This window comes from Frankia sp. CoWAU3, from assembly GCF_977971855.1.
In genome coordinates this window covers 1-4,987 of the sequence record NZ_CDWWXB010000059.1, presented here as the reverse complement: position 1 = coordinate 4,987, position 4,987 = coordinate 1, and the positions used below count along the sequence as shown (strand labels likewise).

Sequence of the window (4,987 nt, the reverse complement as noted above, 5' to 3'; positions counted from 1 at the left end):
CCGGCCCGGCGCGCGGGTGCTGTCGTCCGGGGAACGCCTCGGCAAGGCGCGGGCGGTCAACCGGGGAGTCGCCGCCGCCACCCACGAGCTCGTGGTGCTCACCGATGCGAACGCTGTGCTCGCGCCCGGTGCCCTGCGGGCAGCCGCCCGTCATTTCACCGACGAGGCGGTCGGCGCGGTGGCGGGGGAGAAGCAGGTTGACGATCCCGACGGAGCCCAGGGCTTCTACTGGAAGTTCGAGTCCTGGCTGAAGCGCTGCGAGTCGGCGACCGGCGCGACCATCGGCGTGGTCGGCGAGATGCTGGCCTTCCGCCGCCAGGCGTTTCGGCCCCTGCCCGCGGACGTGGCCGTCGACGATGCCTGGCTGGCTCTCGACATCCTCGAAGGGGGGCTGCGGGTCGTCTACGAACCCGAGGCGTACTCGATCGAGTCGTCGAGCCCGGACTACTCGGCGGAGTGGGAGCGGCGGACCCGGATCGTCGCTGGCAACCTCGACATGCTCTGGCGGCGCCGGGCGGCGCTGGTGCCCGGCGCGCTGCCGGTCACCCCGCAACTGTGGGGCCACCGGCTGGTCCGCTCGTCATTCGGCCCGTTGGCGCAGGTTGTCCTGGTGGGGCTCGCCCTCCCGGCCGCCCGCCGGAGCTGGATCGCCCGGCTGTTCCTGGCCGGCAACGCCGTCGGCGCTGTGAGTACCGCGGCGCTGCTGACCGGGCGCACGCCGCCCGGCCCGACCCGCCTGGTCGCGCAGGTCTTCTTCCTGCAGGCCGTCGCGCTCGGCGGGGTGCGGCGTTTTGTGGCCCGGGACCGGCCCGCCGTCTGGCCCAAGCCGGAGCGGCCGGCCGTGGCCTCCGCGACGTCACCGGCGTCCCCGGGGTCGGTCCTGCCACCGGGGCAGACGACGCCGCCTGGCCCGCCGACCGAGCTGGCGCCGGCCGGCAACTGACCTACTCCGGCAACTCACCTACTCCGGCAACTGACGCCGCTGACGCCGGCCGGGACCGGCCTCGACCGGAGAACCCACCGCGGTCCGTCACCGGCTACGCCTATCGAAATACCACCCGCCATGGGGCGGGAATACCGTGTGGCGCAACACCGCAACACCGCAACACCGCAACACCGCAACACCGCAACACCGCACGAGGCGTGGATATCCACCTGAGTGCGCGTCAGCACACGCAGTGAGGAGCGTGCCGCCATGTCCGTCGAGAAGCCCAACCGGTCCAGGTGGCAGTACGAGCTGGTACTGGTCAGTTTTCACAGCCGTGGCCAGCTCGAGCAGCTCTTCGCGACCCTTCCGTTGGACATGCCGGTTGTGATCATCGATAACGCGGAGGGCGTCGACCGCGTTGACGAGCTGATCGCGGACCGGCCCAACAGCCGTTACCTCGACTCCGGTGGCGGCAAGGGATTCGCGAAGGCCGCCAACATGGGCATCCGTTCGTCGCGCTACGAGTACGTGGTGCTCGGCAACCCGGACAGCCGGCCCACCGTGGAGGTCATCGACACGCTGGTCGACGACCTCATCGCCGATCCCGAACTGGTGACCAGCGCGGCCACCATGAAGGGGCACGACGACAAGCCCGAGCTCGGTAACGGCGGCTGGGAGCCGACGCCTCGCCGGGTGCTGCTGCACGTGCTGGGAGCGCACAAGGTGGCGCCGAGCTCGGCGCTGTTCGCCCGGCCGACACCGGGCCGCCCGATGAACCCCGAGTGGCTGACCGGCGCCTGCATGGCCGTCCGCCGGTCCACCTTCCTCGAACTGAGCGCCTTTGATGAGACGTTCTACGTCTACAACGAGGACATGGCGCTCGGCCGGGCGATCCGTGAGGCGGGGCTGCGGCAGAAGCTGCGCACCGATCTGCTGGTACCCCACGGGGCGGGAGGTTCCGGGGCCGGTAAGACATGGATGCTGCAGATGCGCGGTGCGTCCATGGTGCGTTATCTGCGTAAGCACAATGCGCCGGCTCGGGTGAACGTGATGCGCTCGATGCTCGTCGCCGGCTACGCCGGGCGTACGGTGCTCTCTCGGGCCCGGGGCAGGAAGGCAGTGGCCGACGAGCACGCCGCATATATCAAGGGCCTGCTGGTCGGACCGCCGGCCCAGTAGCCGCGCCCGTTCCTCGTTCGTTCCCTGCCTGTTCAGTGGGCTGTTTGTTCGATTCGTCCCTCTGGCCAGGCGGGGAAGTGAACAGTGAACTCGGTGGTCCCGGGCTCGCTGGTCCCGGGCTCAGGTGAAGCGGGCTACCCGCCATTCCCGGCGACCGCGGCGGACCAGGATGACCGAGCCGTGCAGCAGATCCTTGGTCCCGACGGTGGCTTCCACGCCGACCCGTTCCCCGTTCACCAGGACCGCATGGTTGCCCAGGTGCTCGCGCGCATCCCGCTTGCTGCTGGCGAGGCCGGTGGCGATCAGCAGATCGACAACCGGCCAGCCGTCATCCTCGAGCCGGGCGGCCGGCTCCTCGACCGTGGGTACGTCGGCGAAGACGTCGGAGAGCAGATCCGCGCCGATCGCCTTCACGTCCCCGCTGAACAACGCCGCCGACGCCGCCTCGGCCGCGTCGACCGCGGCCTGACCGTGCACCAGTGCGGTGATCTCCCGCGCCAGGCGACGCTGCAACGCCCGCTTACCCGGAGCCTCGGCGTGCTCGGCGAACAGCCGCTCCAGCGGCTCACGGTCGATGAGCGAGAAGAACAGGGCGAACCGGCGTGCCTCGTCGTCGGACAGATTGATCACGAACTGGTACAGGGTGTATGGCGAGGTGCGGTCGGCCGAGAGCCAGACCGCACCCTTCTCCGACTTGCCGAACTTCGTGCCGTCCGAACGCAGCAGCAGCGGGCAGGTCAGCCCGTGTACCTGGGTGCGCAGCACCCGTCGCACGTAGTCGATCCCGGCGACGATGTTGCCCCACTGGTCGGAGGCGCCCATCTGGAGGGTGACCCCGTGGTCCTCGCACAGGCGGCGGAAGTCGTACGCCTGGAGCAGGGAGTAGCTGAACTCGGTGTAGGTCAGGCCGACGTCGGGATCGTCCAGCCGCCGGCGCACCGAGTCACGGCGGACCATCTCGGTGACGGGGAAGTGCTTGCCGACGTCCCGCAAAAATTCGATCATTCCGAGTCCGTCGAGCCAGTCGGCGTTGTCGACGAACTGCGGGAGCTGGCCGGAGTCCAGGGCCCGGGCGAAGACGGACTCCATGATCTCCTGTTGTCCGAGCATGTTCGTCCGTACCTCCTGGGCGGTGAGCAGGCTGCGTTCCACCGACTTGCCCGACGGGTCGCCGATCAGACCTGTGCCACCGCCGAACAGGGTGACCGCGCCGATCCCCGCCCGTGCGGCCCGGATCAGCAGGGTCATCGGCAGCAGGTTGCCGATCGTCAGCGAGGGGGCCGTCGGGTCGAAGCCGATGTAGCAGCGCCGCCGTCCGCTGTCGAGGTGCTCCCGCAGTTCGGCGGGATCGGTGCTGTCGTGGAGGAGTCCACGCCAGGACAGCTCGTCCAGGAGCGCATGTGTCATGGGACCATGGTAGAAGTGGCGCGCCGGTCCACCGTGTCACGGCGAGATCACCCGGTAGGGGAGCTCGGGCGGACGCGGCTGCCCGTGCGGCCCGGTCCCGCCCGCGTCGCGCGCTGCCAGGCGTACAGCAGATGTGTCACGATCCCGAGCAGGACGCCCAGCGAGGCCGCAATCCCGAGCCCGGCGGTCCAGACCAGTGGCGAGGGTTTCGATGATCCTGGGCCGGCTGCGCCGATCGGACCGGTGTTCGTGAGTGTGGCGCCGGCCCCGTGGGTCGTCGCGTCGCCGGCGGATCCCCGGGCCTGGCCGCCGGGCATGATGCGGCCGGCGGCCGGCGCGGGCCCCCCACCCCCCAGCGTGTCGGTGCCGACAGCAGCGGATTGCTCCTGACCACCGGCACGGCCCGGGTCAGCGCCGCGACGGGGTCGACGATGCCAAAGCCGAACTCATCGTCGCGGCCAGGAGAGCCCGCATCCCGCGCGGTGTAGACGAGCCGCTCGATGACGTTGGGTGCGTCCAGGTCCGGCTGGGCGGCCCGGATGAGGGCGACAACGCCCGCGACGATCGCCGCGGAGTTCGAGGTGCCGCCCCCGGTGTCCAGGCCGTCCGGGGAGACCCGGGTCGGGACGGGGGCCCGGATACCGGGGGCCGGCGCGGCGATGACGGCCCGCGGCCCGTGGGCCGATTCCCGCCAGAAACCACCAGCGGCCGTCGATCCGGTCACCGCGACCACCCCCGGGATACTGGCGGGGGAGTTGATCGCGGTGTCGCCGGACTCGACGTTCCCCGCCGAGGCGACCACCACCACGTCGTGCGCGAGGGCGTAGCCGACCGCTTTCTCCTCGTCCGGGGTCGCCGTCCCCGCCGAGCCCAGGGAGAGGTTGATGACGTCGGCGCCCAGGTCGACCGCCCGGCGGATGCCGATCGCGACCTCCTCCGAGTTCGCCTCGGCGCCGGTCGAGACGGGCAGGATCTTGGCGGCCGGGGCGATGCCGCGGACCTCGGGCCGGCCGTTGTCGTTGCGACCGGCGATGATGCCCGCCATGGCGGTGCCGTGGCCGTTCGGATCATCGTCGCGCCAACCGTCCCGCGCCGCCCCGGGGCCGATGCCGGTACCGGGAAGCAGCTGACCCCACAACTTGGGTTGGCTGGCGTCGACCCCGCCGTCGATGACGGCCACCACCGTGCCCGCGCCCTGGCTGATCCGGTGCGCCTGGGCGAGTCCCAGGACAGCGTGGTACCACTGCGAGCCTCGGGCGGGCGCGATCGGAGCCGGGCCGGGCCCGGCCGCATGCGGCGGGACGGCGGCGCCGGCCGGAGCGGTCGTCATCACGAGGCCGACCAGCAGCGCGAGGCCGACCAGCAGGCCGGGCATGGCGCGGTGGTGCATGAGGGGGTCCTGCCTCCGGGGCTGCCGCTCGGCGGGCGTGGCTGATCGTGTCCGGTTACGCGCCCTGTCTGAGCTTGTCGTTT

At 71.2% G+C, this 4,987-nt stretch carries 4 protein-coding genes; 2 read left to right on the top strand and 2 right to left on the bottom strand.

Annotated elements, in window-relative coordinates; genetic code table 11:
• The coding region (locus AC08ON_RS07895) for a glycosyltransferase family 2 protein (RefSeq protein ID WP_476616706.1) at window positions 1–943 on the top strand (943 nt) is incomplete at its 5' end.
• 252 nt (window positions 944–1,195) lie between these two features.
• Window positions 1,196–2,107, top strand: a complete 912-nt coding sequence (locus tag AC08ON_RS07890; protein ID WP_476607053.1) for a glycosyltransferase — start codon at window positions 1,196–1,198, stop codon at window positions 2,105–2,107.
• A 120-nt stretch (window positions 2,108–2,227) separates the two neighbouring features.
• Here the strand turns inward: AC08ON_RS07890 and tyrS are convergent, their stop codons facing one another.
• Together tyrS and AC08ON_RS07880 are read right to left on the bottom strand one after the other, a co-directional pair.
• Entirely contained in the window at window positions 2,228–3,514 is a 1,287-nt protein-coding gene (tyrS, locus tag AC08ON_RS07885; protein ID WP_476607052.1) for a tyrosine--tRNA ligase, read from the bottom strand.
• Between the two features lie 136 nt (window positions 3,515–3,650).
• Window positions 3,651–4,904, bottom strand: coding sequence for a S8 family serine peptidase (locus AC08ON_RS07880; RefSeq protein WP_476616705.1), 1,254 nt, complete (start codon window positions 4,902–4,904; stop codon window positions 3,651–3,653).
• Window positions 4,905–4,987: the final 83 nt, after the last annotated feature.

What these genes read in the sequence shown, in the direction of transcription:
- AC08ON_RS07890 (WP_476607053.1), top strand. Translation starts at nt 1,196, where the DNA reads ATGTCCGTCGAGAAGCCCAACCGGTCCAGGTGGCAGTACGAGCTGGTA.
- tyrS (WP_476607052.1), bottom strand. Translation starts at nt 3,514, where the DNA reads ATGACACATGCGCTCCTGGACGAGCTGTCCTGGCGTGGACTCCTCCAC.
- AC08ON_RS07880 (WP_476616705.1), bottom strand. Translation starts at nt 4,904, where the DNA reads ATGCACCACCGCGCCATGCCCGGCCTGCTGGTCGGCCTCGCGCTGCTG.